This window comes from Muriicola sp. SD30 (assembly GCF_041205185.1).
Taxonomy (GTDB): Bacteria; Bacteroidota; Bacteroidia; order Flavobacteriales; family Flavobacteriaceae; genus Muriicola.
Genome location: NZ_JBGEWB010000001.1, coordinates 697,599 through 724,304 on the forward strand (window position 1 = coordinate 697,599; position 26,706 = coordinate 724,304).

The 26,706-nt window shown below is 42.5% G+C and carries 26 protein-coding genes and 1 tRNA gene; 14 read left to right on the plus strand and 13 right to left on the minus strand.

Going from position 1 to position 26,706, the window contains the following annotated elements; genetic code table 11:
- Nucleotides 1–13: 13 nt before the first annotated feature.
- From AB8P51_RS03130 to AB8P51_RS03165, 8 genes are all read right to left on the minus strand, one after another.
- Complete coding sequence (locus AB8P51_RS03130) at nt 14–913, minus strand: MerR family transcriptional regulator (RefSeq protein WP_369747304.1); 900 nt, start codon at nt 911–913, stop codon at nt 14–16.
- Between the two features lie 124 nt (nt 914–1,037).
- Nucleotides 1,038–2,288 (minus strand): NAD(P)/FAD-dependent oxidoreductase, encoded by a 1,251-nt coding sequence (locus AB8P51_RS03135; RefSeq protein ID WP_369747305.1) that lies wholly within the window; start codon nt 2,286–2,288, stop codon nt 1,038–1,040.
- 113 nt (nt 2,289–2,401) lie between these two features.
- Nucleotides 2,402–2,485, minus strand: a tRNA-Leu gene (locus AB8P51_RS03140).
- A gap of 92 nt (nt 2,486–2,577) precedes the next feature.
- Nucleotides 2,578–3,663, minus strand: a complete 1,086-nt coding sequence (locus AB8P51_RS03145) for a DUF6544 family protein (RefSeq protein ID WP_369747306.1) — start codon at nt 3,661–3,663, stop codon at nt 2,578–2,580.
- Nucleotides 3,664–3,693: 30 nt separating this feature from the next.
- Nucleotides 3,694–4,143 (minus strand): hypothetical protein, encoded by a 450-nt coding sequence (locus AB8P51_RS03150; protein ID WP_369747307.1) that lies wholly within the window; start codon nt 4,141–4,143, stop codon nt 3,694–3,696.
- Nucleotides 4,144–4,223: 80 nt separating this feature from the next.
- The gene (locus AB8P51_RS03155; RefSeq protein ID WP_369747308.1) at nt 4,224–4,901 is read right to left on the minus strand and encodes an ABC transporter ATP-binding protein; all 678 of its coding nucleotides are present in this window, start codon (nt 4,899–4,901) and stop codon (nt 4,224–4,226) included.
- A 9-nt stretch (nt 4,902–4,910) separates the two neighbouring features.
- The gene (locus tag AB8P51_RS03160; protein ID WP_369747309.1) at nt 4,911–6,173 is read right to left on the minus strand and encodes an ABC transporter permease; all 1,263 of its coding nucleotides are present in this window, start codon (nt 6,171–6,173) and stop codon (nt 4,911–4,913) included.
- Nucleotides 6,170–7,279 (minus strand): efflux RND transporter periplasmic adaptor subunit, encoded by a 1,110-nt coding sequence (locus tag AB8P51_RS03165; RefSeq protein ID WP_369747310.1) that lies wholly within the window; start codon nt 7,277–7,279, stop codon nt 6,170–6,172. Before AB8P51_RS03165 ends, AB8P51_RS03160 begins: the two co-directional genes overlap by 4 nt.
- A gap of 259 nt (nt 7,280–7,538) precedes the next feature.
- Here AB8P51_RS03165 and AB8P51_RS03170 point away from each other — a divergent pair, with 259 nt between their 5' ends.
- Nucleotides 7,539–7,838 (plus strand): HPF/RaiA family ribosome-associated protein, encoded by a 300-nt coding sequence (locus AB8P51_RS03170; protein WP_369747311.1) that lies wholly within the window; start codon nt 7,539–7,541, stop codon nt 7,836–7,838.
- Between the two features lie 104 nt (nt 7,839–7,942).
- Here the strand turns inward: AB8P51_RS03170 and trxA are convergent, their stop codons facing one another.
- Nucleotides 7,943–8,242 carry a thioredoxin gene (trxA, locus tag AB8P51_RS03175; RefSeq protein WP_369747312.1) on the minus strand — a complete coding sequence of 100 codons (300 nt, stop codon included), beginning with the start codon at nt 8,240–8,242 and terminating at the stop codon, nt 7,943–7,945.
- Between the two features lie 116 nt (nt 8,243–8,358).
- Here trxA and AB8P51_RS03180 point away from each other — a divergent pair, with 116 nt between their 5' ends.
- The 6 genes from AB8P51_RS03180 (at nt 8,359) to AB8P51_RS03205 (ending at nt 13,599) form a co-directional block, all read left to right on the plus strand.
- The gene (locus AB8P51_RS03180; RefSeq protein ID WP_369747313.1) at nt 8,359–9,204 is read left to right on the plus strand and encodes a universal stress protein; all 846 of its coding nucleotides are present in this window, start codon (nt 8,359–8,361) and stop codon (nt 9,202–9,204) included.
- 16 nt (nt 9,205–9,220) lie between these two features.
- A complete protein-coding gene (locus AB8P51_RS03185; protein ID WP_369747314.1) occupies nt 9,221–10,066 on the plus strand; it encodes a universal stress protein in 846 nt (281 codons plus the stop codon).
- A 35-nt stretch (nt 10,067–10,101) separates the two neighbouring features.
- Nucleotides 10,102–10,944: an ATP cone domain-containing protein gene (locus AB8P51_RS03190; RefSeq protein WP_369747315.1), complete on the plus strand. Its 843-nt coding sequence runs from the start codon at nt 10,102–10,104 to the stop codon at nt 10,942–10,944.
- Between the two features lie 15 nt (nt 10,945–10,959).
- The gene (locus tag AB8P51_RS03195; RefSeq protein WP_369747316.1) at nt 10,960–12,321 is read left to right on the plus strand and encodes an MBL fold metallo-hydrolase RNA specificity domain-containing protein; all 1,362 of its coding nucleotides are present in this window, start codon (nt 10,960–10,962) and stop codon (nt 12,319–12,321) included.
- A gap of 62 nt (nt 12,322–12,383) precedes the next feature.
- Entirely contained in the window at nt 12,384–12,809 is a 426-nt protein-coding gene (locus tag AB8P51_RS03200; RefSeq protein WP_369747317.1) for a hypothetical protein, read from the plus strand.
- 154 nt (nt 12,810–12,963) lie between these two features.
- Nucleotides 12,964–13,599: a hypothetical protein gene (locus AB8P51_RS03205; protein WP_369747318.1), complete on the plus strand. Its 636-nt coding sequence runs from the start codon at nt 12,964–12,966 to the stop codon at nt 13,597–13,599.
- A gap of 35 nt (nt 13,600–13,634) precedes the next feature.
- On the opposite strand, the gene cls is transcribed toward AB8P51_RS03205, so the two are convergent.
- Nucleotides 13,635–15,041, minus strand: a complete 1,407-nt coding sequence (gene cls / locus AB8P51_RS03210) for a cardiolipin synthase (protein WP_369747319.1) — start codon at nt 15,039–15,041, stop codon at nt 13,635–13,637.
- Between the two features lie 230 nt (nt 15,042–15,271).
- On the opposite strand from cls, the gene AB8P51_RS03215 reads away from it, so the two are divergent.
- From AB8P51_RS03215 to AB8P51_RS03240, 6 genes are read left to right on the plus strand one after another with little or no spacing between them, the layout of a single operon-like run.
- Nucleotides 15,272–16,333 carry a pyridoxal-phosphate dependent enzyme gene (locus tag AB8P51_RS03215; protein WP_369747320.1) on the plus strand — a complete coding sequence of 354 codons (1,062 nt, stop codon included), beginning with the start codon at nt 15,272–15,274 and terminating at the stop codon, nt 16,331–16,333.
- Nucleotides 16,334–16,343: 10 nt separating this feature from the next.
- On the plus strand, nt 16,344–17,414 hold the full coding sequence (locus AB8P51_RS03220; protein ID WP_369747321.1) for a DUF1611 domain-containing protein: 1,071 nt from the start codon (nt 16,344–16,346) through the stop codon (nt 17,412–17,414).
- 55 nt (nt 17,415–17,469) lie between these two features.
- On the plus strand, nt 17,470–19,008 hold the full coding sequence (locus tag AB8P51_RS03225; protein ID WP_369747322.1) for a hypothetical protein: 1,539 nt from the start codon (nt 17,470–17,472) through the stop codon (nt 19,006–19,008).
- Nucleotides 18,989–19,789, plus strand: coding sequence for a creatininase family protein (locus AB8P51_RS03230; RefSeq protein WP_369747323.1), 801 nt, complete (start codon nt 18,989–18,991; stop codon nt 19,787–19,789). Before AB8P51_RS03225 ends, AB8P51_RS03230 begins: the two co-directional genes overlap by 20 nt.
- Nucleotides 19,789–20,847: a mandelate racemase/muconate lactonizing enzyme family protein gene (locus tag AB8P51_RS03235; protein WP_369747324.1), complete on the plus strand. Its 1,059-nt coding sequence runs from the start codon at nt 19,789–19,791 to the stop codon at nt 20,845–20,847. The genes AB8P51_RS03230 and AB8P51_RS03235 overlap by 1 nt, the downstream gene beginning before the upstream one ends.
- Before the next feature lie 54 nt (nt 20,848–20,901).
- A complete protein-coding gene (locus AB8P51_RS03240; protein WP_369747690.1) occupies nt 20,902–22,434 on the plus strand; it encodes a bifunctional GNAT family N-acetyltransferase/carbon-nitrogen hydrolase family protein in 1,533 nt (510 codons plus the stop codon).
- 10 nt (nt 22,435–22,444) lie between these two features.
- Here AB8P51_RS03240 and AB8P51_RS03245 read toward each other — a convergent pair whose 3' ends face one another.
- Genes AB8P51_RS03245 through AB8P51_RS03255 form a run of 3 tightly spaced genes read right to left on the minus strand, consistent with a single transcriptional unit; the run spans nt 22,445 to nt 25,262 of the window.
- Nucleotides 22,445–23,851, minus strand: coding sequence for an NAD(P)(+) transhydrogenase (Re/Si-specific) subunit beta (locus tag AB8P51_RS03245; protein ID WP_369747325.1), 1,407 nt, complete (start codon nt 23,849–23,851; stop codon nt 22,445–22,447).
- Nucleotides 23,852–24,163, minus strand: a complete 312-nt coding sequence (locus AB8P51_RS03250; protein ID WP_369747326.1) for an NAD(P) transhydrogenase subunit alpha — start codon at nt 24,161–24,163, stop codon at nt 23,852–23,854.
- 22 nt (nt 24,164–24,185) lie between these two features.
- Nucleotides 24,186–25,262 (minus strand): NAD(P) transhydrogenase subunit alpha, encoded by a 1,077-nt coding sequence (locus AB8P51_RS03255; protein ID WP_369747327.1) that lies wholly within the window; start codon nt 25,260–25,262, stop codon nt 24,186–24,188.
- A gap of 174 nt (nt 25,263–25,436) precedes the next feature.
- On the opposite strand from AB8P51_RS03255, the gene AB8P51_RS03260 reads away from it, so the two are divergent.
- Entirely contained in the window at nt 25,437–26,702 is a 1,266-nt protein-coding gene (locus AB8P51_RS03260; RefSeq protein ID WP_369747328.1) for an NAD(P)/FAD-dependent oxidoreductase, read from the plus strand.
- The last annotated feature ends 4 nt before the right edge of the window (nt 26,703–26,706 follow it).

Consider the following 26,706-nt stretch of genomic DNA (forward strand, 5'->3'; position numbering starts at 1 on the left):
TATTGAAACATTATTACAGGGCAGCGGCCAGGTGTTCAACAGATTCAAATGCCCTGATGTGACCAGGAAGTTTATCCTTGGTAAGGAACTGTGTTTGTCTGCCAAGTATCCATAACCTGGAGGCTCCATCCGGACTGAGAATTTCATTGAAATCGTCTATATATTGGTCCAAACCATCTTTAGTTGGGATTACGGTAAAATAGGATAGGAAATGGAGATTATTGTAGTATTTCTGAAGGTCAGTCAGACTTTCAAGAGGCATGGTCTGCCCCAGATAAATAGTCTTATATCCGCGGAGTAAAAGTTCATAATTTACGAAGAGCAATCCAATTTCATGGATTTCATTTTCAGGAAGGAACAAGACAAATACTTTATCTTCCCTACTGGGTTCAACCGCCTGTATTTTCTCCGTACTGGTGTAAATTTTTTGTTTAATCAGATTAGTGATAAAATGTTCATGGGAAGGGCTGATGGTGTCCGTTTGCCAGAGTAGGCCCAATTCATTGAGAAGGGGAATAAAAACTTCCCAGAAAATTTCCCGGAAAGAACGCTCTGCTACCAGACTATTATAGGTCTTTTGAAAAAGAGGGAGATCAAAATTGATCATGGATAACTTGAAAGCATTGATAGCATGGCTTTTAGTACTGTTGTTCGCTACCAGTTCCCTTACCACTATTGGCAACTCATCCTCGGAGATCTTGGCGATCTTGGAAATCTTATATCCGCTGTTGTACAACAGGGTTATGTTTAACAGCTTTTGTAAACTTGCTAAACTGTAAGTGCGGATATTTGTCGCTGTGCGCTCCGGACTTAAAAGGTTATACCTTTTTTCCCAGATACGAATAGTATGGGCTTTAATACCGGACAGATTTTCCAGGTCCCTGATACTAAAGAATTTTTTTACGTTGTTCATTGTATATCACTAAAAGTTAAACAAAGTTACAATTTTTGATAGTGTTACTTCTAAGAGGAACGTTAAAATTTTGTAGAAACAGGTGATTTTTTGTTCGGACGTTACGAAAATAGAAGTCGGGATGCTAAAAAGTACGATCGGGATGAAAGGAGTCCAGTGGCATGGACAAAGGTTGCTCTGAAATAAGTTCTGAAACGAGTTTACCTGTAGCCGGACCCAGGCTCCATCCCATCATGGCATGACCTGTGGCCACCGTCAGGTTGGTAAAGCCCGAAGTTCTCCCAATATAAGGAAGTCCGTCCGGACTCACAGGCCTTAGACCGCATTGTGCTGCTCCTCTCTCTTCCTCTGTTATTCTAATGGTGGGATAATATTCTTCCGCTGCCCTGGCTATGGCGTTCACTCTTTCTTTCCGGATAAAGCTGTTGATTCCTGAGAATTCCATGGTTCCTGCAAATCGGGTAAAATGCGTCATGGGGGTCACCGCTACTTTGGCTTCCATGAGGATGGCCGGAAGGAGAACTCCTATATCCCTCTTCACATTGATCCTGTATCCTTTTCCAGGCTGAAGCAGCATCCTGATCCCGAGATTTTTAAGCAGAGCTGAAGTCCAGGATCCGCCCGCCATTACCACTTCATCTGTGGTATAGGATGCTTTGTCTGTGATTGTTTTAGTAATTTGTTTGGCACTCTGACTAAAACCGATTACTCTTTCATTTGATTTGATCACTACCCCTTGCACCCTCAGGTACATTTTGAGGCGGTCCATGATCTCGTTGGGTGAAGTATGTGCATCGCACAAATAATGTACAGCCCCATCGATGTCAGGACTGAGGTTGGGCTGTAACTTATCCAGTTCAGGGCGTGTAAGTTCTGCAACTTCCAGGCCTTCGTCGGCTGCCCTCCTGGCGACCTCTTTTTCATGCAGGCATTCCTTCCGGGTTTTGTACAACATCAACAAGCCCTTTTTCTCAAGTTGGAAGGCTCCCATTTCTCCGGATTCATGCATGGCTGTATACAATTCCTTGCTCAGTAAATTAATATCCTTGATCAAAGGAATGGCTTTCTCAACATGGGCGCGGGTAGATGACTTATTAAAAGCCCAGGCCCATCGGATAAAATCAGAATTTAGTCTGGGTTTCATATAAAACGGACTGCTGCTATTGAACATCCATTTAATTCCTTTCGCCATCATGCCGGGAGAGGCAAGGGGTATGATATGACTGGGAGTAAGGTAACCGGCATTGACATAGGAAGCACCGCCATCCATATTCGATTTGTCAATTACGGTGACTTCATGCCCTTTCTTTTGCAAAAAATACGCACAGCTCAGACCAATAATACCGCCACCTACAATCAGAATGCTTTTGCTCATCGTTTACAGCTGAAACTTTTTTGTATTAAAAGTGTCACTAAAATAGGGAATTGATAAAATCGGAATCAAAAAAACCGCCATTCTTTTTATAATAAAAGAAAAGCGGTTAAAAGTGCCCACGACTGGAGTCGAACCAGCACGTCCTTGCGAACACTACCCCCTCAAGGTAGCGTGTCTACCAATTCCACCACGTGGGCAAATAGGAATTTTTGGTGGGCAAAGATAGAAACCTATTTGGTATCCTCCAATTTAATAAGGAATGAATTAAAAGCATTTTTTTATCCGGTCCTTAATCATATTGAATTTCTGATATCTCAAGTGTCAACCAATGATATTCGCCCTCTTTCAGATCCCAGAGGATTTCCGACTTATCGGGAATCCTAATTCCATTGACGATTCTAAAAGATAGATTTTTGATCACCCATTTCTCCAATTTGGCGTTTTTCCCTGTTTCCATATAGCGCATGGCTTCAAAAGCGATGGGTTCCGCCTTATCATTAAAGGAAAAAACACCCGATACACTTTGGTCTCCATAGGTAAAAACAGCTCTCGCCTTATGCGTTCCGATTGATTCCCAGCTAATGTAGGGTTCATTCGCAGCGGAAGGAAACCATATCATTTCTGCGAGGAATCTGGTCATACTTGCCTCGTTTATTCCCCTGTCGTTGTCGGCCCTAACTACCGGTATAAGGGAGAGTAGTGAAATATCCATTTGTCCCTTCCCTCCGATAAGTTTATCCCGACCGCTCAGAAAAACAGGACCGAGCATCTGAACCCTGGTTTTCCATATAAATCCGGGATCCTTTATAGAAAACCACTGGTCGGCCTGAAAGGACATCCATTTTCCATCTGGGCTGGTCCTCATCTCACCCTTTTGGGTTAAGTATACTTTTGACATAGAATTTGATGAACCAATTCCTGCGTTTTTTAACCAGTCGGCCACAACAGGCGGAAGTGCTTTTTCTGGTTTGGAAACTACCGATTTTTCTATACTTACCTCCCGAAGGTTATTTAAAAGTTTTACTTCCCTATCTACTTTTTTATTAAAGAAGAATTCCCCCATACCCGGAATAACGACTAACAGCAGCAAAAGGTTGACCCATGTACCGTATTTGGCATCAGCCCAGGAAATTGCAATCAGGATTTGTGAGATTATGATAGCCAGAAGGCCCAGCCATGGCCATAGCTTATGATTAAAATACATAGTGAAGGCTGTGATGAAGAAGAGTAAGAAGGACAAGAGCCAGATAAGACCATGTACACGGCCAAGCTGCCCACTTAACATAGGATAATGACCAATTCCAAAGGCTTTCAGGAATCCGAGTAGGTGGATAAGACCGTGAACCAGCAACAGTATGGCCAGCAATAGTTTCACCTTTTATTTATTACTTAATTATGATGAGTGTCAGCTATCCAGAATATTCTGTAATTCTTCACTGTCCATCACGTATTCAGTTACTTTAAATACTTCTTTTCTGCTTTCGCGGAAATCCTTTACAAAAGCAGACAAGCTTGTTTCAAGTTTCCCATGCCGGCTAAGGAATTCACTTTCCGAAATACTTCCTTTTCCTTCCAGGAAATCAGCGATTACACCTAAATGATCAGTTGTATTTTGGTGGAATTCATCACAGCTAATGGCGAGGTCGTGTTCTTTTTTTCGAATTCCGGCCACGCGATCCAGGTTTTCTTTTTTAGTGATCCAGATCAGGTATTTTTCAATGAGTTGCTGTAGAAAACGGATATCATCCTTATAAAATTCCAGATCTGATCTCCAGTGTTTTACCAGAATATACAATTCCTGCCAATTCGTTTTTCTTTCTTCGCTGGTGTTTGAAGTAAGGCCTGAGTTACCCATTGTCGTCCTTTTTAATATTTACCTTAAAGATATCTATGTCAGGGAGTATTTATTATGATTTATGTCATATTTGAAATGCCCTATGCTTTGATAATCCTCCCGTCTTCCATCTCTATGATTCGGTCTGTACTTTTGGCAAAATCAAGGTCGTGTGTTACCACCAGCAGTGAAAGTCCCTGTTCTTCTTTTAACCTTTTGAATATCTTTAGCACATTATCAGCGTTGTAACTATCCAGGTTTCCCGTGGGCTCATCTCCCATCAGGAGAGTGGGATTGTTAATCAGGGCCCTGGCAATGGCAACCCGTTGTTTTTCTCCTCCTGAGATCCTCGAGGCCCTTTTGGATGCCAGATTACCGATATTGAGCATTTCGAGTTTTTCCATGGCATCCCTTTTAATTTCATGGTGTGATTTAACTGCCAGTTTTTTTGCAGGGAGCATAACGTTTTCCAGTACTGAGAATTCTGAGAGGAGATAATGAAATTGGAAGACAAAGCCGATATGTTGATTCCTGATCCTGGAAAGCTTCTGGTGTGATTTTCCGGTGATGAGTTCATTATTGAGGTACAATTCTCCTGTATAGTCTGTATCCATAGTGGAGAGGATATACAAAAGTGTGGATTTTCCCGATCCTGATTTTCCCATAATTGAGGCGAACTCTCCTTCCTCCACCTTAAAGCTGATATCTTTCAACACATGAAAATCTACCGGTTTCCGAAAAATTTTATTGATTAGCCTTGCTTCCAGTACATGTTTCATGAGCCTGTCTTAATTTCCCCGGATGATTCTTACCGGATCTATTTTTCTTGCTTTGTTCGAAGGGAGATAGCCTGCCACAAAAGTGGACAATAGAGCAAAAACAATTCCTATCACGTAATAGCTGAACTGCATATTTACAGGAAAGGTCGTGATGGTAGGAAGGGCCTCCGTATCGAAAGGCAATTGGTCTATAAAAACCGAAAGTCCAAATCCTACTATCAGTCCGAGTATTCCCCCGAGCAGGCCGATAATCATAGCCTGACTCATAAAAATCAGCTGAACATCACTCCCCGAGAATCCGGTAGCCTTGAGGATGGCAATATCATTCATTTTTTCGTAAATAAGCATATTCAGGATGTTGTATATTCCGAAACCGGCAACAATCAACAGGGTTATGGAGACGGCATAAGTTATGAGGTTTCTTATGTCTGAGCCGGTCTCAAACTGAGCATTGGCCGTGTTGATGTCTGTTGCCTTGATGTCGAATTGTTTTTCAAGTTTTTTTGACATTGGAAGTGCCTCAGCAAGGTCGTGGAGTTTAACGTTGATATCAGTGATATAATTCTGGGCTTCCCCGCTGATTCGCTGCACCGTACTGAGGTTGGCATAACTTTGAATGTTGTCTATCTCAGCAATACCACTTTGGTATATGCCCACAATCTTTAGTGGGAAAACCGATCCTTTTACAGTGCTTACCTGAACCCTGTCGCCAACACCCAGGGACATCTTTTTTGCGAGTCCGGCACCCAGAAGTATACCGTTTTCAAGGTTTCGCAGGGCTTCCGGACTTCCATCGATGATATAGTCCCTGAAATTTGACAGCCTCACTTCTTCCATAATGTCTATTCCTGTAAGGTTTCCTCCCAACTCAATAGAGCCTGACAAATAAAAGATCTGCACCCTCATCTGTGGTGTAGCTCCCCTTACTCCTTTATCCTTTTTAAGGTAATCTAATATGGGTAGTGCATTGTGAATTTTCAGCTGACTCTGCTTTGGTTTTACAGAGTGCACCACATTGAGGGAGTTTTCAAAATCCTTGTATAGGGAAACAGGTTGCTTTTCCGAAGGTTCAATCTCATTGTATAGATGGATGTGAGGTGTTTGATTCAGAATAAGGTCGTCCAGCATCTGGTTAAGTCCGGTCATAAAGCTCACCAGGGTTATATATGCCCCGATCCCAAAGGTTACCCCCAGGGATGCCGTAACGGTCGACTTCATCTTGGTAAGAAGATGGGTTTTGGCAATATTCAGTATGACTTTCCAATTCGTCATTGAGAAGGTTTACTCAAATAGGTATTCTCGTCAATTCCCGAAATGATTTCTACTCGTTCGAGATCCTGGATCCCGATTTCCACGGACACCATCCCGTTATCAGTTTCAACCAGGCTGTCATTGATCAGATATTCCTTGGGAATCACCAGGGCATTTTTTCTCTGATCGATTATTATATTCCCCTCCCCGGACAAACCAGGATAAAGAGTAGCGGGAGGATTATCAAAAAGGGCCTCCACTTTAAACGTTTGAGATCGTTCGTCTTTTTTTGGATAGATCTTACTGACAACTGCTTTAAAAACTTTTGAGGGATATGCATCTAAACTTATCACGACGCGCTGTCCTGTGCTTAGTTTTACAATATCCACCTCATCGACTAACATCTCGATAATAAAATTTGATGAGCTTCCAACGGAAGCAACGGGTTCCATTGTAGTTACTATCTCACCCGGATTTTTATAAAGAGCGTAAACGGTGCCGTTGATTTTACTTTCGATCCTGAAATCACTGGCGGCGATACTTGAGGTTCTGTAATTATTTTTTGCCTGTCTGTATCTGGTTTCCAATTCGTTTTTTGTTTGTGCATATGCACTGGTTTTAAGACTGAGGTTGTTACGGGAAAGCTCATAAGATAATTTTCGGTTGTCGTATTCTGCCCGGGCTCCAATACCTTGTTCCCAAAGTTTTTTCTGCCTGAAAAAGTTAAGGGAATCATTCGCGAACTGCAGGGATGCAGCTTCAATCTGTTCCCTGAGGCTTTCAAGTACAGCGTTGTTCCCCAGGTAGTTTTGTTCGGCTAATTCGAGCGATAATCGGGCATTCTCCATATTTAGTTTTGGAGTGTTATTAATGATTTGTGCTATCGCTTCACCTCTTTGGATGGTGTCACCTTCTTCCACCAGGTTTTTGTCGAGGATTCCACCTACGGCCGCATAGGCAAGATACAGACTGTCTGGCTGGATGGTAACAGAAGAGTATACAGACTCTGTGATGGAGGTCTTTTCCGGTTTTATTTTATCACGTGAATCGCCACAGTTTGCAATAAAAATAATCCCAAGGGAAAGCACGCCCAATTTAAAAATCGAAGTTGCTAGTCGTCGGTTCATCGAATGTGTTTTAACAAAAATAAGCCTGTATTTAACCTGAGACCTATGATATTTATCAGATTAACCTAAAGTGGCAATTCCTTAAGAAAAATAATTGTATTTTTAAGTAGGACAATTACATGATACATCCCTGTTATTTTAGTTTCGAATTTTATCAGTATATGACAGGAATGTTAGATTAAAACTCGGGAGCCTGATAATTGTCATAGAAATGATCAGGACTCCTTTCTATCTTGAACCTATAAAATAAATTCATTGTATGACTATCAATATTCAATACCTGCACATGCCTACCAGTGAGGCCATGAATGAATTATTAACCCACAAACTTGAGAAGCTCAGCGTCAAATACGATTGGATCATCAGCACGGATGTTTATTTCAAACTCGCAAATGACCCGAGGGGAAAGAATAAGGTTTGCGAAATGAAGATGGAGGTGCCCGGTCCCAGGATTTTTGCTACTTCCACAGAGGATAACTTTGAAAAGGCTGCGGCCCAGACCCTCAAGGATATAGAGCGTCAACTAAAGAAACGCAAGGCTATTTATTCAAAACACTGAGATTCTTACATACAGTATTCTCAATATTTGTCCTTAAGAGGAAATATTTCTCCTGGGTAGCTGTCTACAGGGTGAAAATAACTTTCAACCCACTATTTGTAATTCTACAGGTATGATTCCAGTATCCCGACGATATCTTTTTTCTGTAAAACCCCGGACTGTCGCCACATGGGTTTGCCTTCTTTGAAGATGATCATGGTGGGAACTCCCCGCACCTGGTATTTAGCAGCAAGGGAAGGATTTTTGTCCACATCAATTTTGATGATTTTGACAGAATCACCCATTGATTCCTTTACTTCCTTCAGGATAGGCGCAAGTACTTTACAGGGGCCACACCAGTCTGCATAGAAGTCTACCAGGACAGGTGTCGCAGAGGATACGATCTTTTTAAAGTTACTTTTCATTATTTACAATTGTAGCGCAAAACTATTCAAAAAAATATGAGGGCGAACTGATTAATATCATACTTCGAGTCTGACAAAAACTATACCTTTAAGGGACATAATAAATTAGAGTCTACATGAGAAAGATAGTGGTGCCAACTGATTTTTCAGATAATGCCTACAACGCATTGGTGTATGCCTGTGAGATCTTTAAATACGAACGAAGTGAAATTTACATACTCCACGCCTATGCCGATGAGGTATATCAATTAGGAAATATCACGGACCGCAAAGTACTCGAAACGAAAAAAGCAGAAATTGAACAAAGGTCAGCTCAATCCCTGAAGGAGGTACTTGAGAAAATCAAAGCGTATTCTCCAAATCCAAGACATTCTGTATCTACCATCCCGGCTTTCGGCTCTTTAATAGATGAAGTGAATGATTTGGTGAACCGGGAAAATATTGATATTGTCGTTATGGGAACAAGAGGTGCGGCTAATGACCGCAGCATTACTTTTGGAAGTAATACCCTGATGGTGATGAAGTATATACAATGTCCGGTCCTGGCGATTCCAGAAAACTATGAATATCATCCTCCCCGCGAATTATTATTTCCTACGAATTACCTGATCCCGTATAAAAGGAGAGAGCTGAAATTGCTTTGTGAACTAACAGGTTCATTCCGCTCAAACATACATATGTTGTATATCGATCCGATGAAAAAACCCTCCCTGAGGCAGGAAGACAATAAGGAATTTCTCAAAAAGGAATTACGCAAGGCCAATTTAACGTTTGAGACTACCGAAGAAAAAGACAAAACGATGGCTATATCCAAATATATAGTTCATCAGAATATAGACATGCTGGTTATGGTCAATACCCGGCACTCTCATCTTGAGGATATGTTGATGCCTTCTACGGTAAACACCCTCGGACTGCATATCAAAATCCCATTTTTGATACTACAGAATATCCCCCGTTAACATTAAAAAGACTAAGATGAAAACGATTATTCTCCCTACTGATTTTTCAAAGAATGCGTATAATGCAGTTTCCTATGCTCTTGAATTTTTCAAGAAGGAAGAATGCAGGTTTATTCTTCTTAACACTTATACTCCGGCCATTTATCAATCGGAGTATATACTGCACAGTCCCGGGCAGATTGGGTTGGGGGATGTTTATCAATCCTTTTCCATGGAACATCTGGATGAACTCAAGAAAAAGCTGGAACGCCGATTTAAAAATCCGAAACACAGCTTTATCACCCATTCCGTTTTTAACCTCCTGGTGGATGAGATTATTGACCTGGCTAAAAAAGAAGAGGTAGACATGGTTGTCATGGGCACACAGGGAGCCACCGGGGCTAAAGAAATATTTCTGGGTTCTCATACCGTACATGTGATAAAAAAAGCACCATGTCCGGTTATGGCAATTCCTGCCAATTACAAATATGAAAAGCCAAAAGCTATTCTGTTTCCAACTGATTATGAGATCGATTATGAGCATACAAAGTTGTCGGTTTTGATGGATCTTGTCAGCCGGCATCAGGCGAAAATTAATATTCTTCATGTTTCAACTGGTTTTGAGCTTAACGAGAAGCAGGAAAAGAATAAAAATAGTTTGTCTGAAATGTTCCGTGATCTCAACCATGAGTTTCACGATGTCCCCAGTCAGGAAATTATTGAAGGGATCAACGGATTTAAAGCGAAATCCAGGGTAGACCTCCTGGCAATGATCCAGAACAAACACACCTTTTTGGAACGATTATTCATTGAGCCCGTTATTAAAAAGATAGGTTTTCATGTGACCATCCCTTTCCTAGTATTGCCACATCCTAATGAATAAGGGAATTTTGATCCGCTACAAGTACATTTTGGATTATGGAAGAGAATACAATAGAGATCAGGAAGTCTTCAGGAGAACGGGTACCCTTTTCTTCCCTTAAACTCGCGGATTCACTTCACAATAGTGGGGCAGATAAAAATACAGTCAAAAACATCATTGAGAAAGTTAAGGAGGAGCTTTATCCTGGAATCAGTACCCGTGAAATCTACAACAGGGCTTATGCCATGTTAAAGAAGAAACGACCTGTTTATGCCTCCAAATACAAATTAAAGAGGGCCATTTATGAACTTGGCCCCACCGGATTTCCTTTCGAGAAATTTATCAGCACTTTATTACAGTTTTCGGGTTATGACACCCAAATAGGGGAAATAGTAAAAGGCCATTGTGTATCCCACGAGATCGATGTCCTGGCAAAGAAAAATGGCCGGACATTTCTGATAGAATGCAAATTCCATGGGGAAGAGGGACGCAAATGTAATGTAAAAGTACCCTTGTATATAAACTCCAGGTTTAAGGATGTTAAGGCGGGGAATAGTAAAAAAATTCCCGGGTTGAAGAAACCGGATGAGGGATGGGTGGTCACGAATACGCGTTTTACGAAAGACGCAGTAGACTACGGAACATGTGCCGGACTTTATTTATTGAGCTGGGACTATCCCAGGGATGACGGGTTAAAAAACAGAATAGACCGACTTGCTTTATATCCGATAACTGTTTCCACCCTGCTTTCAAAAAGAGAGAAACAATTTCTTCTAAGTAGGGATATAGTGCTGTTCAGACAACTCTTAAAGGACACTTTCTATCTGGATCATTTAGGGGTTTCCGATACCCGTAAAGCTCGGATTTTAAAAGAGGTTGAGCAACTATGTCATGTTTAAAAAAAACCCGTTACGATGGTAAGGATCAAGTTTTTAGGGGCTGCTCAAACCGTAACAGGTTCAAAATTTCATTTGTCTTACAATGAGCTCGATATTCTGATCGATTGCGGGATGTTCCAGGGCCTTAAAGAACTGAGAGAACTGAATTGGCAACCATTAGAGGTAGATATACCATCGGTAAAATATGTTTTGCTAACACATGGACATTTAGACCATACTGGTTATTTGCCCCGACTCCTGAAACAAGGTTTTAAAGGTAAAATACTGGGAACAGCACCAACCTTGGCTATCACCGAAATAATTCTCAGGGATAGCGCTAAAATTCATGAAGAAGAAGCCGAAAAGGCCAATAAAGAAAGCTATTCGAGACACCACCCTGCTCTGCCCTTCTACACGCTTGAGGAAGCAGAGGAGATCATCAGCCGCTTTAGCAGTGTACCACTAGATCAATGGCAGGACCTTGGACATGAGGTTAAAGTGAAGTACACCCATAATGGGCATATTCTCGGAGCTACTTATATCACAGTAAATGCAGGAGGGAAGGACTTTCTTTTTTCAGGTGATATTGGACGGCCAGACGATCTGCTTCTGAGGGATCCCGTAATACCGCAATGGGCCGACTATCTGTTTCTCGAAAGTACCTATGGAGACAGACAACACCCTGACGAGGACGTTGAAAGCCTGCTGGTTGATCTTGTCCAAAAGACAATAAGAGATGGAGGTATCCTGCTGATTCCTTCATTTGCCGTTGAAAGATTGCAACTACTCATGTTCATTCTGTGGAGGTTGTATCAGAATAATCGTATTCCGGGCATTCCCATTTTTATTGATAGTCCCATGGGCTCTGATGTCTTAAATGTCTTCAGGGAATATCCTGCATGGCATAAGCTTTCAAATCCCGATTTTAAGGCAATGTGCAAACACATGACGGTAGTGAGCAGCTACAGAGATACCTGGAATACCATAGATGACCCACGACCTAAAATTGTGATAGCCGGGAGTGGGATGCTTACCGGTGGGCGTATCCTGACCTACCTGACAAAAAAACTTGAGAAAAATAACACCACCATTCTCCTGGTAGGATACCAGGCAGAAGGAACCCGGGGAAGAAAGTTGTTGGAAGGGGAGAAGGAGCTGAAAATCTATGGGAAATTCTACCAGGTTGAAGCCTCTATTGTCCATTTGGAGAGTCTTTCAGCTCATGCAGATCAGGGTGAACTCATATCCTGGCTCAAAGATATCCGTAATATCCCGGAACAGGTTTTTTTAATACATGGCGAAATGAACGCCATGCAGGGGTTTAAGGAAAAAATTGAATCGGCCTATGGTTGGTCGGTGCGCATCCCGGAATTGTACGAGTCTGTGACTTTATGGTAATGAGGTATTATTATTTCGATTTAAAAAAATATACAATTTACAATAACATAAAATCAGAAAATATGGAAGAAGGAGAAGTAGTATATGACGACATTGGTTTAGACGCATTGCACCAGGAGTCCAGAAAGTGGATTTCGCAACTCGACTTTACTTCAGATGAGATAGATTTTTTTCATCATCTATTGCATTCTTATGTTTTTGAACCTGATACGCCTGCCTTATTTGAAACTCTGCAGGGACAGCAGAAGGAAATGGTGGTTTCAAGGAAGAAGTGTAAGGTTTTAAGGCAAGCTTTACAGGAACACGAGAACAAATTGGGTGGATTATTGGAAATTTCAAGTGAAACGCTCGACGCTGCCTATAAAAAGCAGCACCTTGGCCTAAAACATCAGATGGAGGGCTGTATGGCCCATTTCCAAAATTTAAAAGCGAATATATTTTCCTACGGTCAAAAGGTCCTGAAGAAAAGGCACAGGAAGGATCGCTAGTTCACGTGTATGATATTTATCATATGAAAAATTAGTCAATCCGTGTAATTTGCAGAGGTGAAGTAAATCTGTAGCCCCTGAATTCCAGGGAACATCTAATTTCTAGGGAGACTTAATCATGTTCCGGCGGGTTTGGGGTTTTAAAAATGAAGTCATGAAAAAAATGTATTGGGTATTTTTTGTATTGATCATGGCATGTTCGGATGCCGAGATTGTCAGCACTTGGAAAAATCCGGATATAGTTATTTTTGATGCCAATAAGGTATTGATTGTAGGGATGACCCCAAACGAGGATTCCCGAATTGAATTCGAAACTGAGATGCTGGAGAAGTTTACCGATCAAGGTATTGAGGCAATGAGGAGTATTGATCTGTTCGATGTGGATTTTACAAACTCGGTAAGGACAGAATCAGAACTTGACGATGTAGAACAAAGGTTACTCGACAAGGATTTTGATGCTATTCTCTTCACAAAGATCTTAGGTTCTGAGAGCAGACAGACTCTTTCCAGAAAATTATCGGATCTCGATCGCAATAATGCAAGGTTCAAAGAAGATTATCTAGGCCACCAGAATATTTACTACGAGGATGAGTATTACCAGCGGTTTACGGTCTATTTTGTGGAAACTTCCCTCTATTGTATTTGTGTTGATAAGGAAAGGGAATTGATCTGGCGGGGTGTCCTTGAGGTTCCGGACCCGATTGAAGCTGAGAAGACAATCAGAGAATACACCGAAATCGTAGTCTCAGCCATGGAGATGGAAGATCTTATATTTAGGAAAGAGAATTAAAACATTAAGAACCCAAATCAACCGATTTCTGACCGCTATAGAAGCGGGGCAAAAATTCGGGCCAATCCTTCTTTGATTTTGTGGAACAGAGGTCTTTCGTAATATTCTTCAGCTATCAGTTCCCTGCTCTCACCACAATCTTTAATAAAATTTTCCTTCAACGTTTTGGCAATTCGGGAATCGTAAAGCATGGCGTTGACCTCATAATTGTGTTCAAAACTCCGAACATCGATATTTGCTGTTCCTACCGACGCCACATCATCGTCACTTATCAGAATTTTCGAATGGAGAAAGCCGTGGGGGAAAAGAAAAATCCGTATGCCTGCCTTTAGAAATGAATCGAAATAAGATCGCACTGTCCAGTCTACAAGCTTACTATCGCTTTGCTCCGATATAAGCAGTCGAACATCCACTCCACTCAAAGCGGCGATCTGAAGAGCCTTCAGGATCTCACCACTAGGGATGATGTAAGGATTGACGATATAAAGGTATTTCCGCGCCTCATTGATGATCGCCAGGTAGGATTGCTCAATATTAGGGAAAACATCATCAGGGCCGCTGGGTACCACCTGTACTAAAGTATTTTCCTTCCCATCGTGTGCTTCCGCCGAACAGATTTCAATGTCATCTTTTTTCTCTGTGACCATAAACCAGTCAGACGCAAAAATGTGCTCCATATAGGCTACGGCCGGTCCTTTGATCGCCAGATGCATGTCGTGCCATCTGCCCAGATCGGGGTCTCCCTTAAAATATCGGTCAGAGATGTTGATACCTCCGGTAAAGGCAATTTTTCCATCAATTATGGTAACCTTTCGATGATTTCTGTAATTCAGTGATGATAGGAACCGGCCAAATCGAAATGGTAGAAATGGGTAAACTTCTACCCCTATCGCTTTTAATTTTTTAATATAGGATCTGCTTAGCGTATAACTCCCAACCCCGTCATAAATCAATTTCACGGTTACCCCTTCTTTTACTTTTTTCTCTAAAAGCCAAATCAGTTTTGTGGTTAGCTCTCCCTCCTCAAAAATATAGTACTGTAGATAAATATAATTTTCAGCCATTTCCATGGCCTTGAAAATGTTGTGAAAAGTAAGTTTGCCATCTTCCAGAAGCGTCACGGCGTTCTTATCGGTAGGAGCGTAATCACTCACAGACTCAATGAGCGTCATCAATTTCCTGTACTTAGGACTGGAGGTATTTTGCAAAATGGAATTCGGAAAAGAAGGTATTTGCAGAGCATCTTTTCTAAGACGTGAAAGTCTTTTCTTTCGCCGGTTGCGTCCTAGCATAATGTAAAGCAGGATTCCCCCCACAGGGATGGTAAAAATGGTCAGGAGCCAGGCCAGGGTTTTGGAAGGTTTCACCCCGTTAATCAGTAGACCAATCACCAGAACAAGGGCGATTAAGATGTAAAGTGTAACCAGGGCAAATTCAAGCATAGTGCCGGGGAAATTTATTAAGTGTGCTCCCTGCTGCTTAAAAGTAATACAGATAATTGACAAATAGAGTAAGGATCTCAATGAATTCATACTAATAAGCAATCAAAATAGTGTGTAAAGTACTGATAACCAGTTAAAAAAAATTGAGAATCGAAATCGAAATAAACACTAATATTGCTTCGTGATATAAGAACGATTTAGTATACTATAGGTTTAAACAGAAGTGGGCTATGAATCTACGCGATGGCGTTAAGACGGCAGAAAATAAAGTGTCCTCTGAAACCAGGAAATTGAGTGAATTTGTTAGGGATAAGAGTAAATCCATAACAGACCGACTGGAGAGTTTTGAAGACATTCTCAATCTTGAGGTGGGTGACACTGCACTGAACAGGGCAAAGGCCCTGGAACGGGAATTTAACATCCGCCAACTTTACATTAAGTACGAAGGTGACAACCCTACCGGAACCCAGAAAGACCGCATCGCCTTTGCACAGGTGTACGATGCGCTGCGCCGTAACTTTGATGTAGTAAGTCTGGCCACTTGTGGCAATTACGGAGTGGCAGTAGCCCTGGCAGCAAATCTGGCCGGGATCCACTGTAAGATTTATATCCCGGAGACATACCATACAGAACGGGTTGAAGAAATGCGCTCCCTGAATGCCGAGATCATCAGGTTGCCGGGAAGTTATGAAGACGTGGTGTCTGAAAGCAGCAAGCTGGCCACCCAGAACGAATGGTACGATGCCAATCCCGGCGGGGCAAATACACCCTTGCAGATATCTTCCTATGCCCAGATTGCAAATGAGATCTTTGAGGACCTGGGGGATGCCCCAAAATACTGTGCAGTTCCGGTTTCCAACGGAACATTAATGGCCGGAATCTACAGGGGATTTGTGAGTTTGTACAAGAGGGGTAAGACCTCAAGAATTCCGAAAATGATTGCCGCTTCCTCCTCTTATAAAAACCCTATTGTGCAGTCGTTTAAAAAAGGATTAGATTTCTGCAAAGACCTTGAACCAGCTAATATCAGAGAAACAAAATACAATGAACCCTTGATCAACTGGCATAGCTTTGACGGGGAAGAGGCCCTTTATGCTTTGAGAGAATCAGGCGGAGAAGCTGTTAATGTGAGTGATAAGAAGCTAAAGGAAATGAGCAGTTTACTGCAAAAGAAGGAGGGATTCAGGATATTACCGGCTTCAACGGCCGGACTAATAGCCTTGCTGGAGATCCATGAAAGAGAACAGATGGAACCAGACAGATATGTGGCTGTACTCACAGCCAAAAATTAAAATCAATAAAATGAAAAAATCCATAGATGGAAATGCCCTGGTGTATTGTGAAGGGGCTTTCAATACCCCCAATGGGAAAACGGCCCACGGTCTTGTAAGATTTACAGAAAGATACAATGTGGTTGGAGTCCTTGATAGTAGATATGCAGGAAAAGATGCCGGGGAAGTGCTCGATCGTAAAAAAAACGGCATTCCCGTCTTTAGTGATATACATAGTGCTGAAAAGGCACTGGAAGAAAGTGAAAATTTTCCAAAAAGCCTTGTAATCGGTCTGGCGCCGGATGGGGGCCGCTTGCCTGTAGAGGCTAAGAAGACGATAACGGCAGCCCTGAATCTGGGCTGGAATTTGGACAGTGGGTTGCACGACTTCCTGACCAACGATGAAGCCCTTATGAAGATTGCCAGGGAAAAAGGATGCCGGGTAAGGGATGTGAGAAAAACGCCCGACAGGGATAAGCTGCATTTCTTTACCGGAGAAATTGAGAAGGTACCCTGTTTAAAACTCGCTGTACTTGGGACAGACTCAGCCATTGGGAAAAGGACCACTGCATGGATTCTGGTGCACGCCTTTCGCAAGGCGGGGCTTAAAGCTGAAATGATAGGAACCGGGCAGACCGGTTGGATGCAGGGCGCAAAGTACAGCATGATCATGGATAGTTGTATCAACGATTTTGTCTCAGGAGAGATCGAACATGCCGTGGTTAGCGCATGGAAAAATGAAAAACCCGATGTGATCGTGATTGAAGGGCAGGGTAGCCTGATGAATCCGGCTTATCCCGGAGGGTTTGAGATCCTGGCGGCAGGCCGTCCGGATTATGTAATCCTGCAACACGCCCCAAAAAGAAAAGAATACGATGGATTTCCCGGGTATCCTTTGCACTCCCTCCCCGAGCAGATCCACGCCCTGGAAGTGATCTCAGGGAAGAAGGTTATCGCCATAACGATAAACCACGAAGATATGGAACCGGAGGAGATCGAGCCAGCTTGTAAAGCGATTACCGCAGAAACCGGAATTCCGGCTTATGATGTACTGGCATTTGGGGCAGAACCATTGGTAGAACTGCTCAGAAGCAAAATCTGAATAAAATATAAACAACTCACATATCCTTCCAAATTATAGGGATTGAATATAAGTATTGGTAAATAACAAGTCTAATATAAACGATTTAGTAGTATTTCAACAATTGCTGGTTCATGAAGTCACAGTTGAGCCTAAAAGGGTTAAGGCGACCTATACGGTGATTCACAGAGACGGGAGCAGAGCTAGTAATCAGTTGATATACACCTATAATTCTATATATTTTGACAAAACCAGGCCCAGAGACGTGAACATGGCTTCCATGATGCTAGCTCAGGTTGCGCTTAATTACGGCTTGTTTTGCGAGGAAATAGTGTTTGATGGTTTGTATGATGAGGTGGATCAAAGGTTCCTGAAGGATATGATGGAAAATACTTCGAGGGAGATTCTGGTTTTGAAGTTTTATATTAAAAACGAATTTCTTAAACCACCTTTCGATAATCTTGAACATGAAAAACGACCTGCATATACTACCGCGAAGGTAACATTCAGAAATACAGCCTACCAAACACTCGCGATAGAGAAAGCAAATCTCAGCCCATCGGAAAATGAATATGTCATTCTCAGTAGTGGTGGAAAGGATAGTCTGCTCACTTATGGAATTATAAAAGAGCTGGGAATCCCTCATCCGGTATTTATTAATGAAGCAGGTAGACATTGGTTCACGGCCGTAAATGCCCACCAATACTATCAGAAAATTGAACCAAATACCGTTAAACCCTGGTGCAATAGTGACCGGATCTTTAACTGGATGGTAAAGCAGATGCCATTTATTAAAGAGAATTTCCAGCAGATCAGGGCCGATATTTACCCCATCAGGCTATGGACCGTAGCCGTATTCCTGTTTGGAACACTACCTGTTGCAATGAAACGGAAAGCCGGAAATATTCTTATAGGTAATGAATACGATACAACCGTAAAAGGTAATTATAAGGGAATTACGCATTATCATGGCCTCTATGATCAGAGCAAGTACTTTGACAATGCTCTCACACGTTACTTCAGCAAAAAAGGATGGAATTTTAAGCAATATTCCATCCTGAGATCACTCTCTGAATTACTGATTTTAAAAGTACTGGTAAAACGGTATCCCGAATTACAACAACAGCAGGTATCCTGTCATGCAGCCCATGAACAAAATGGCCGAATGCTGCCCTGCGGAGCCTGCGAGAAATGCAGGAGGATCATCGGCATGCTGATGGCCCTGGACGAGGATCCGAAAAGATGTGGCTATACAGACCAGCAGATCCAAAAGGGATTGGATGCCCTTGAGAAAAAAGGGGTAAAACAGCTGGGAAGCGATGCGGCGCATTTGTACTATCTGCTGCTGTCTAAAGGTCATTTAAAAGAGACAGAACACAGTAAAAAACTGGCCAGGGAATATCCTGAAATCGTTTCCCTTAGATTCGATCTTGAACGCAGCAATAGTGCAGATCTTCCGCCTTATATCAGGGAACCCCTGTATAAAATTTTGGCAAAATATTCAGAAGGCAGCGTTGTACAACGCAAGGGCAAATGGTATACATTTACACCCGATAAGGACTACCTTAATCAGCCTTATTTATTAAGAAAAAAAGATGAGTACAAAACAACATAAGTCCACTTTTATGTGGGAAGAAATGACATGGCCGGAGATAGAAGAATATCTGAAAAAGGTCGATACTGCAATTTTACCATGCGGGGCTATAGAACAACACGGGCCTCATTTGCCAGTTGACATAGATTATTACGATGCCAAATATATGGCATACAAGGTTGCAGAAGCCTGCAGTGATCCGAAGCCTTTTGTATTGCCCCCTATTCCATACGGAGTGTCTTACCACCACGAAGATTTTAAAGGCACATTAAGTGTAACTAATGATGCTCTTTCACGATTCGTATACGACATAGGGATGAACCTTGCCCGGAATGGGATTAAAAAGATTATTATCCTAAACGGACACGGAGATAATGCTCCTACGCTTCATTATGCTGCCCAGATGATTAACAGAGACGCCAAGATATTTGTTTGCGTAGATACAGGTGAAACCAGTGATGTAGCCTTATACAAACTCATAGATACCCCAAACGATATTCATGCCGGGGAAATAGAAACCAGTACCACCCTGGCAATCAGGCCCGAAATGGTGCAAATGGACAAAGCCGTTAACCAAACACTGGAATTTGGAAGTAAATTTCTCGATTTTGACAATGATCAGGGGGTAAACTGGTACGTTCGTACCAACAAGATATCCGAGAGCGGGGTGATGGGAGATGCAACAAAAGCATCAGCTGAAAAAGGAAAGAAAATGTGGGAACTTATGATACACCATATGGTGAACTTTGTGGAATCCATAAAAAGTTCTACACTGGATGATCTTTACCAAAAACGCTATTGATGAAAATTACCCGGGTCTCCTACGAAAGGTTAGATCTTTCTTTATCAGTTCCGTACACCATTGCGTACGAAACGGTTACTCATGCCAGTAATTTTATCCTGAAACTGGAGACAGATACTTCCCTGGTAGGTTACGGCTGTGCAGCACCCGACCTGGAAGTAACCGGGGAATCGGCTGAAATGGTTGAGAAGTCGATTCAACGACATGTTTTACCCCTGTTAAAGGGCCATAGTCCTTATATGTATCCTAAGATACTGGAAGAGTTGCTACTTCTTTGTCCAGAACAATCTTCTTTATTGGCAATGGTGGATATGGCTCTGCTCGATATTATGGCTAAGAAGACCGATGTCCCACTCTACCAATTTCTTGGAGGTTACAGAAATTCAATCGCTACGAGTATAACCATCGGGATTATGGATATTACCAGGACCCTGGCCATGGCAAAAGAGTATGTTGGCAGGGACTTTGGTATCCTCAAAATAAAAGGGGGTCTGAATTTGGAAGAGGACATCGCAAAAATGATAAAATTGAGGGAAAAATATCCCGGGATTGGTTTGAGGTTCGATGGGAATCAGGGGTACAGTGTTGAAGAATCAATCGCTTTTGTCAAAGCTACAGAACATATTGGCATTCAGATCTTTGAACAACCTACCAAAACCAAGGGCGATCAGCAATTGGGAGCGGTTACTCATGCAGTAGGAATACCCGTAATGGCTGATGAAAGCCTAAAAACCCTCGACGATGCTTTCAGGTTGGCACAGAATGAACAGATTGATATGATTAATATCAAACTGATGAAAGTTGGTGGTATTCTGGAAGGGATGCATATTAACTCGGTGGCTAAATCAGCCGGACTTGAAGCCATGGTAGGATGTTTGGATGAATGCGCTCTGGGGATCTCGGCCGGACTCCATTTTGCCCTCTCCAGACCAAATATTCATTTCGCGGATCTCGATGGCCATCTCGACCTCCAGAATGATCCCTTTCAGGGACTTTTTGAACTTAAAAAAGGAATTTTCTACCCTTCAGAGGCTCCCGGACTTGGATATATCGGATAGTATCTTCTTAATGGAGGGGAATAAGCATTATTTTTATAACACCTAATTAATAAAATTGTGATTGATATAGAGAATATCGAATTGGAATACCTGAGGATGGAAGACTATCAGAAGCTAAAAGACGCGATGATAGAAGCCTATTCATCAATGCCTGATGCCTACTGGAGGGAACACCACATTCAAAAACTGATAGATATATTCCCCGAAGGACAGGTGGTCATTAAGATCAATGGAGAATTGGCAGGAACGGCCCTTTCCATTATCGTGGATTACAGTGATTTCGATGTGGATCACACCTATAAAGATATTACCGGGGATTATACTTTTAAAACCCATACCGCTGATGGAGATATACTCTATGGCATTGATGTTTTTATCAAACCGGAATACCGCGGCCTTCGCCTGGGAAGACGACTTTACGATTATCGAAAGGATTTATGTGAGCGCCTGAACTTAAAAGGCGTTGCCTTTGGTGGACGTATGCCAAATTATCATAAGTACTCTGATACGATTTCCCCAAAAGAGTACATTCAGAAGGTACGAAGAAAGGAGATCCAGGATCCCGTTTTGAATTTTCAGATCTCCAATGATTTTCATCCGGCAAGGATCATCAAAGGATACCTTGAAGGTGATGAAGCCTCCAATGAATTTGCTGTCCTGATGGAATGGGATAATATCTACTACGAGAAACCTAATAAAAAGGCGTCGAGCAAAAAAAAGACGATCAGACTAGGGCTGATTCAATGGCAGATGAGACCGTACAAAGATCTGGACGAGTTGCTGCAGCAAGCTGAGTATTTTATTGATGCTGTTGCAGGCTATCGTTCCGATTTTGCACTTTTTCCTGAGTTTTTCAATGCCCCTTTGATGGCTGAGAACAACCATATGCCGGAGTCAGAGGCCATCAGGGAACTCGCCAAACACACGGATGATATTGTAAAGAAATTTTCTGAATTTTCGATTTCCTATAATATCAATATTATTACAGGCAGCATGCCCGAGTTAAAAGATGGAAAACTGGTCAATGCCGGTTATCTGTGCAGAAGAGACGGGAGTATGGAAAGGTACGAAAAGATTCATGTCACTCCTGATGAGGCCAAGGTCTGGGGTATGCAGGGTGGAAATGAACTCAGAACCTTTGATACGGATTGTGGGAAAATAGGCGTACTGATCTGCTACGATTCTGAATTTCCTGAATTGAGCAGGTTACTGGCCGATGAAGGCATGGATATACTGTTTATTCCCTTTCTCACCGACACTCAGAATGGTTTTTCAAGAGTTCGACATTGTGCCCAGGCACGGGCCATAGAAAATGAATGTTACGTGGCCATTGCAGGAAGTGTTGGAAACCTGCCGAATGTTCACAATATGGATATTCAATTTGCCCAATCGATGGTATTCACTCCCTGTGATTTTTCCTTCCCCACCAATGGGATCAAGGCTGAGGCGACACCGAATACTGAAATGATCCTCATTGCCGATGTAGACATCGACCTGTTGAGGGAACTCAACCAGTTTGGGGCCGTAAGAAATCTAAGAGACAGAAGGAAGGATGTCTTTGAATTGAAACGCAAGGGAAACGACTAAACTATTTGTATTAGCTTTCCAGAGTTTTTAATTCATCATTGAGCTGATCTAGGGTGTTCTTTGCATCTCCAAAGAGCATTTTGGTCTTGTGGTGGAAGAATAATTGATTTTGAATTCCGGCATAGCCCGGACTCATACTTCGTTTCATCACCACAACATTTTTTGCTTCCCATACGTTGATCACAGGCATACCGTATACCGGACTCGCAGGATCATCGTAAGCGGCAGGGTTAACTACGTCGTTGGCCCCGATGACAATAACCATATCGGTATTTGCCATTGCCTCATTGGCATCCTCCATATCGAGAAGTTTTGGGTAAGGTACATCGGCTTCTGCCAATAGTACGTTCATATGTCCCGGCATCCGACCTGCAACAGGGTGTATTGCGTATTTAACATCAACACCATTTGCAGACAACAGATTATCCATCCTCTTCACTACTTTCTGGGCCTGGGCCACCGCAAGACCATATCCCGGCACAACCAGCACTGAATTGGAATAAAACAATTGTACAGAGAGATCTGAACAGGTAATTTCTTTGGCCAGTTGAGCTTCACCTTCTTGTTTTTTGCCTTCATGGTTCTCGCCAAATCCACCGATCAGGACATTGAAGAGAGATCGGTTCATCGCCTTGCACATAACTATAGTGAGGATGATCCCTGCCGACCCTACTAAAATCCCACCAACGAGCATAATGTTATTATCGTAGATCAGGCCAGCGGCAGCGGCAGATAGTCCGGTAAAGGCATTTAGCAGGGAAATAACAACAGGCATATCTGCACCCCCAATAGGAGCTACAAAAGAAAATCCATATAGAAGGGCAATCACCAGGATAGATGAGATCCAGAATAAGCTGGGCTGACTCCCGTTAGAAATAACATAAACACAGAGAACTAAAAGGATCACCAGGATAGCAATGTTAAGTATATTGTGCTTTGGCAGGGTCACGTTGCGGTCATCTACAAGACCCTGAAGTTTCCCATATGCCAGCATACTCCCGGTAAAAGCAACCGCACCGATTAGCAGCGTAAGGAATAAAATCAGAAGTTGGGCTAAAGTGGCTTCTATTCTGCCGTCGGCAATCTGCACCAGTTCAGTAAAGGCAAGTACAACTGCACAAGCTCCCCCCAGACCATTAAAGACCGAAACCATTTGCGGCATTGCCGTCATTTCAATCCTGATCGCACTGATATAGCCAATGATGCCCCCAATCGTCATAGCCCCAAAGATCCAGATGTAGTTATTGTCTGCTCCGCTGATAGGCAGGAAGAGCGTTGCCAGAATGGCAATCGCCATACCGATTGTGGCCAGTAGATTTCCTTTCCTTGCAGTATCGGGGGTGCTCATTTGACGAAGGCCAATCACAAAAGCAGTCGCTCCGAGCAGATATGAAAGATTAACAGCGGTAATTAGCATCTATTTTTTCTTTTTATTGAACATCTTGAGCATTCTGTTGGTTACCGCAAAACCACCAACTACATTGACGGTTCCAAGAATAACACCAAGGGCTCCCAGGCTTAGGGTTAGATAATCTGATGGATCAGCATTACGGATGAGCAGGATGGCACCAATGATGACTACACCGCTAATGGCATTAGCGCCGGACATGAGTGGTGTATGTAGAATTGTGGGAACGTTAGAGATCAATTCAAACCCGAGGATAATGGTAAAGATCAACAGGTAGATCAATAAGAGGTTATTATCTAGAAAGAGTAATATATTTTCCATAGGCAGAGAAATTGAATCTGTCTTAGCTTTTTATCAATATGGTTTTTTCTATTATTTCATTATTGAGATCGAGATGTAGTTCCCCTTCTTTTATGAGCAACTTCAGATAGCTAGCCACATTATTACTGTAAAAAAAACTGGCGTCCCTGGGCATCTCTGATGCAAGATTTGAATTACCGATAATTTTTACACCCTTGTGGATAACGGTTTTACCAGGCTCACTAAGTTCACAATTACCTCCCGATGAGGCTGCCAGATCAATTACGATAGTTCCTGGTTTCATCTGGTCTACGGTTTCCTTTGTAAGGAGAACCGGTGCTTTTTTGCCCAGGATCTGAGCTGTGGTTATTATAACGTCGGATGAAGCAGCCCGTTTTTGCACTTCCTGCTGCTGTCTTTCTATAAACTCAGCGGTTTGCTCAACAGCATAACCACCTGCATCCCGTTTGTCTATAGCTCCCGGTACTTCTACAAACTTGGCCCCCAGGCTTTCTACCTCCTCCTGAGCCGCCGCCCTCACATCGAATGCTTCTACGATGGCCCCAAGCCTGCGGGCAGTGGCGATGGCCTGCAGACCGGCAACTCCCGCTCCCAGAACCAGCACTTTAGAGGGTTTAATACTCCCGGCTGCAGTAATCATCATCGGAAAGAATCCCGGTGATTCCATGGCAGCAAGTAAAACAGCCCTATAGCCCGCGATGGATGCCATGGAAGACAAAATATCCATTGTCTGGGCAATCGTTGTTCTCGGAATCATATCCAGACTAGATGCCTGCAGTCCTGATTCTTTTATTTTTGTAATTAATTCGGAATTGTTGAAGGGAGAAAAAATGGCTACTAAAAGGGCTCCTTTTTTAATTAATTTTAGTTCCTTTTCCGGTATCGGATTGATGGTTACTAAAATATCTGACTGCTTCAGTAGAGCTTCCCGGTCTGTGACCGTTGCATACTTCTCGTATTTCTCGTCTGGATAACTCGCCAGTGAACCGGCGCCTTTTTCGATCCGGAATTCGGTTTGTTCAACATTGAATTTCTTAAGCGTTTTAGGGACAAGAGCAACTCGGTTATCAGCTTGTTCCTTCAGAATTCCTATGATCATTGGATGTACAACTTGTAAGCTTCCTCAATGTAATTATAATATCGGAAATAGAAAAATAGAAATCATGCTTCTATCAAGCGATATTATATGAGAATAGGCATATCATTTAATTTTCTTTTCGAACATATGGAAATAATAATACCTTTAAAAGGCTGAGATATATGCAGTTAAACTATGGAAAAAAGACCCAGGGTAGTGATTATAGGTGCCGGATTTGGTGGTATAGAGTTTGCCAAAATAATGAGAAACAAAAAGATTGATGTACTCCTTATAGATAAACACAATTACCACAATTTTCAGCCCCTGATGTATCAGGTGGCCACCGGGGGATTAGAGCCGGGGAGTATTGCCTACCCGGTGAGAAGAATTTTCAGGAATAATAATAATATCACCTTCAGGATGGCCGAAGTACTTGAGGTTTTAGCCGAAGAAAAACGATTGATGACAAGTATAGGCGAAATTTCTTATGACTATCTGGTCATCGCCACGGGGAGCCAGAATAACTACTTTAATTTCGAAGCTAAAAAAGACCAGTTACTTACTCTGAAGTCGATTCCGGAAGCCCTGAACCTGAGGAGCTTTATTTTTCAAAATCTCGAGAAAGCCCTGGCGAATGTAGCTAATGAACCCCTTGAAGAGATCATGAATATTGCCATAGTAGGAGGAGGACCCGCTGGAATTGAATTGGCAGGGGCTCTGGCTGAAATGAAACGCTATGTCTTACCTAAGGACTTTCCTGATCTCGATCTATCCAGAATGAGTATCAATTTATACGAAGCCTCTCCCGCATTGTTATCGGCAATGTCTGAGGAAGCTTCCAAAAAGAGCCTTGAATATCTCCATCAACTGGGTATTAATGTATTTCTCAATGCCAGGGTACAGGATTACGATGGTTCGGAGATCACCCTGGCAGATAAGAGTACCTTCAGGACCGATACGGTAATCTGGACCGCAGGGGTTAAAGGAGCGCCCATCTCCGGATTGCCGGATAAAGCCATAATTAGCGGGAACCGGATCGCAGTTAATGAATACAATTTGGTTGCAGGGACGAGAAATATTTATGCAATAGGCGATGTAGCTGCCCATATCACCAGGGAAAACCCCAACGGACTGCCCATGTTAGCGCCCGTCGCCCAGCAGCAGGGTAAAACCCTGGCAAAAAATATTCTGCGAAAAGAAGCAGGAAAGCCTATGAATGTTTTTAATTATAAAGATAAAGGGGTGATGGCCACCATTGGAAGGCGGAAGGCTGTGGTCGACTTAAAAATCTGGAAGTTTCAGGGAACCTTCGCCTGGCTGGTCTGGATGTTCGTACATATTATGTCGTTAGTAGGTTTCCGGAATAAGGCAGTGGCATTTTTCGACTGGATGATCAACTACTTTACTTATGACAGGCCGCTGGGGCTGATCATCAGGCCGTATAAAAGAAAAGAAAACTAATGCA

Bases quoted from the DNA above. Each gene is read 5' to 3' on its own strand.
- AB8P51_RS03130 (WP_369747304.1), bottom strand. From the start codon at position 913: ATGAACAACGTAAAAAAATTCTTTAGTATCAGGGACCTGGAAAATCTG.
- AB8P51_RS03135 (WP_369747305.1), bottom strand. From the start codon at position 2,288: ATGAGCAAAAGCATTCTGATTGTAGGTGGCGGTATTATTGGTCTGAGC.
- AB8P51_RS03150 (WP_369747307.1), bottom strand. From the start codon at position 4,143: ATGGGTAACTCAGGCCTTACTTCAAACACCAGCGAAGAAAGAAAAACG.
- AB8P51_RS03155 (WP_369747308.1), bottom strand. From the start codon at position 4,901: ATGAAACATGTACTGGAAGCAAGGCTAATCAATAAAATTTTTCGGAAA.
- AB8P51_RS03160 (WP_369747309.1), bottom strand. From the start codon at position 6,173: ATGACGAATTGGAAAGTCATACTGAATATTGCCAAAACCCATCTTCTT.
- AB8P51_RS03165 (WP_369747310.1), bottom strand. From the start codon at position 7,279: ATGAACCGACGACTAGCAACTTCGATTTTTAAATTGGGCGTGCTTTCC.
- AB8P51_RS03170 (WP_369747311.1), top strand. From the start codon at position 7,539: ATGACTATCAATATTCAATACCTGCACATGCCTACCAGTGAGGCCATG.
- trxA (WP_369747312.1), bottom strand. From the start codon at position 8,242: ATGAAAAGTAACTTTAAAAAGATCGTATCCTCTGCGACACCTGTCCTG.
- AB8P51_RS03180 (WP_369747313.1), top strand. From the start codon at position 8,359: ATGAGAAAGATAGTGGTGCCAACTGATTTTTCAGATAATGCCTACAAC.
- AB8P51_RS03185 (WP_369747314.1), top strand. From the start codon at position 9,221: ATGAAAACGATTATTCTCCCTACTGATTTTTCAAAGAATGCGTATAAT.
- AB8P51_RS03190 (WP_369747315.1), top strand. From the start codon at position 10,102: ATGGAAGAGAATACAATAGAGATCAGGAAGTCTTCAGGAGAACGGGTA.
- AB8P51_RS03195 (WP_369747316.1), top strand. From the start codon at position 10,960: ATGGTAAGGATCAAGTTTTTAGGGGCTGCTCAAACCGTAACAGGTTCA.
- AB8P51_RS03200 (WP_369747317.1), top strand. From the start codon at position 12,384: ATGGAAGAAGGAGAAGTAGTATATGACGACATTGGTTTAGACGCATTG.
- AB8P51_RS03205 (WP_369747318.1), top strand. From the start codon at position 12,964: ATGAAAAAAATGTATTGGGTATTTTTTGTATTGATCATGGCATGTTCG.
- cls (WP_369747319.1), bottom strand. From the start codon at position 15,041: ATGCTTGAATTTGCCCTGGTTACACTTTACATCTTAATCGCCCTTGTT.
- AB8P51_RS03215 (WP_369747320.1), top strand. From the start codon at position 15,272: ATGAATCTACGCGATGGCGTTAAGACGGCAGAAAATAAAGTGTCCTCT.
- AB8P51_RS03220 (WP_369747321.1), top strand. From the start codon at position 16,344: ATGAAAAAATCCATAGATGGAAATGCCCTGGTGTATTGTGAAGGGGCT.
- AB8P51_RS03230 (WP_369747323.1), top strand. From the start codon at position 18,989: ATGAGTACAAAACAACATAAGTCCACTTTTATGTGGGAAGAAATGACA.
- AB8P51_RS03235 (WP_369747324.1), top strand. From the start codon at position 19,789: ATGAAAATTACCCGGGTCTCCTACGAAAGGTTAGATCTTTCTTTATCA.
- AB8P51_RS03245 (WP_369747325.1), bottom strand. From the start codon at position 23,851: ATGCTAATTACCGCTGTTAATCTTTCATATCTGCTCGGAGCGACTGCT.
- AB8P51_RS03250 (WP_369747326.1), bottom strand. From the start codon at position 24,163: ATGGAAAATATATTACTCTTTCTAGATAATAACCTCTTATTGATCTAC.
- AB8P51_RS03255 (WP_369747327.1), bottom strand. From the start codon at position 25,262: ATGATCATAGGAATTCTGAAGGAACAAGCTGATAACCGAGTTGCTCTT.
- AB8P51_RS03260 (WP_369747328.1), top strand. From the start codon at position 25,437: ATGGAAAAAAGACCCAGGGTAGTGATTATAGGTGCCGGATTTGGTGGT.